We start from the raw sequence: 2,125 nt of genomic DNA on the forward strand, positions 1-2,125 counted from the left end.
CCACTACCGGTAGCGTCAGCCTTGCCTCGGCCTCTACCCACTGCCGCGGCTCGCCGTCCTCTTCCACGATCCGCGTCCGGAACACCGCATGTCGCTCCACCAGCGAGCGCAGGCTCCGGCCCAGCAATCCTACCTCCAACGAACCTTCCAGCCTCACCCCCGACGGAATGTTGTAAGCGCTGCCAGGACCATCCAGTTGGTACAGGAACCACAACCGCTGTTGCGCGTACGACAATGGCCAGGGTCCCTCGCCTTCCAGCGCCAGCAGTGGCGGCGCCGTCGGCGTCTCCCTGTCCAGACGCTGCGCCAGCCCCGCCAACGTCGGCGACTCGAACACCTGCCGGATCGACACCTCCCAACCGTACCGGCTGCGCAACTGCGAGATCATCCGTACCGCCAGCAGCGAATGGCCACCTAGATCGAAGAATCCGTCGTGGCGACCGATCTGTGCCACATTCAAGAGTTCACTCCAGATCTGCACCAACGCCTGTTCGTACTTACCCTTGGGCGCTTCGTAACCGGTGCGCGCACCGACATCGTCCTCGGGCACCGGTAGCGCCTTGCGGTCGAGCTTTCCGTTTGGTGTCGTTGGCCATTGCTCCATGCGGACATAGGCGGACGGCACCATGTAATTGGGAAATTCCTGCCGCGCGGCCTCGCGCAGCGATGCCGATTCCACTTCGCCGGTGTAGTAGGCGACCAGCCGCTTCTCTCCATCAGATAGGGGCCGCGCCAAGGCTACTACCTCGTGGACGCCTTCAACCTGCGCCAACTTCGTCTCAACTTCACCCAGCTCGATCCGGAAACCGCGGATCTTCACCTGGAAATCGTTGCGACCGAGATACTCGAGGGTGCCATCGGCGCGCCAGCGAGCCAGATCGCCGGTCCGATAGAGCCTCGCGCCAGGCAGGAATGGATCGGGCACGAAGCGTTCGGCGGTAAGGTCCGGGCGATCCCGGTAGCCACGTGCCAGTTGGACACCGCCCGCGTACAGTTCGCCCGATATGCCCACGGGCACAGGCTGCAAGCCATTGTCCAGGACATACAACCGGATATTCGCGATCGGTCGCCCGAGCAGACGCCAGGCGCCCTCTTCGGCCTCGACTTCGTGGACAGTGACACTGATGGTCGTCTCGGTCGGGCCGTAGGTATTGAACAAGACTGGCCGGTGCCCCGGCGCCGAGAACCATGCTTGCAGCGCGGCTTCACTGATCGCCTCGCCACCGCTGATGACACTGCGCACGCATTCTGGAACCGGTCTGCGCTCAATGGCCAGTTGACTGAAGAACTGGGCAGGCAGATCGACGATACTGATCCGGTTTGTGTCGCACAGCGACCAAAAGATGTCGGCATCGGCAAGCCATTCGTCCGTCCTGAGCACCAGCGCGGCGCCGCAGGCGAGCGGGGCAAAGATCTCCTCGACCGATGTATCGAACGAGAAATTGGCGAACTGCAGCACCCGGTCGGCTGCGGTCAAGCCCAGATAATCGCTGAAAGCAGTAATCTGGTTGCACACGCCGGCGTGGGTGATCATCACCCCCTTCGGCTGGCCGGTGGAGCCAGAGGTGTAGATCAGATAGGCGAGTTGCCCGGGGGTGCGGACGACGTCCGGCGGTGCTTGTGCATAGTCCCCCAATGTCGCCTCATCCAGCAGCAGGCGTTCGGCCGGCAGGTCCGGAGCGGCCCGGGCGCTTTCCAGCACGAGTGATGCGCCGCTGTCGGCCACCAGCTCCCGCAGGCGTTTGGCAGGCTGATTGAGATCCAAAGGTAGATAGGCCGCGCCCGCTTTCCAGGCGCCGAGCACCGCAACCAGCATCTCCGGTGACCTCGGCACGGCGATCGCGACCACCGATTCCGCACCCGCCCCACGCTCGACCAGTGCCTGCGCCAGCTGATTGCTGCGGCGGTCCAGTTCTTCGTATGTCAGAGACCTTCCTGCCTGGAGCACAGCGAGTGCATCGGGCCGGCATCGCACCTGGTACTCGAATCTGGTGATAAGGTCTTCGTCCGCCAGCGGCTCAGGCGTGTGGTTCCAATGCTCGAGCAGATGTCTAGTTTCGTCCTCGGCCAGGAACACCAGTGTCCCCACCGGCGCCTGCGGCTCTGCCACGGCCGCCTCCAGCAA

General features: G+C 63.8%; 1 protein-coding gene. It reads right to left on the minus strand.

From position 1 onward, the window contains the following. The coding region (locus tag OQE62_RS19235; RefSeq protein WP_265723665.1) for a non-ribosomal peptide synthetase at window positions 1-2,110 on the minus strand (2,110 nt) is incomplete at its 3' end. Window positions 2,111-2,125 lie beyond the last annotated feature (15 nt).

It is taken from the genome of Microbulbifer halophilus, assembly GCF_026183675.1.
GTDB lineage: Bacteria > Pseudomonadota > Gammaproteobacteria > Pseudomonadales > Cellvibrionaceae > Microbulbifer > Microbulbifer halophilus.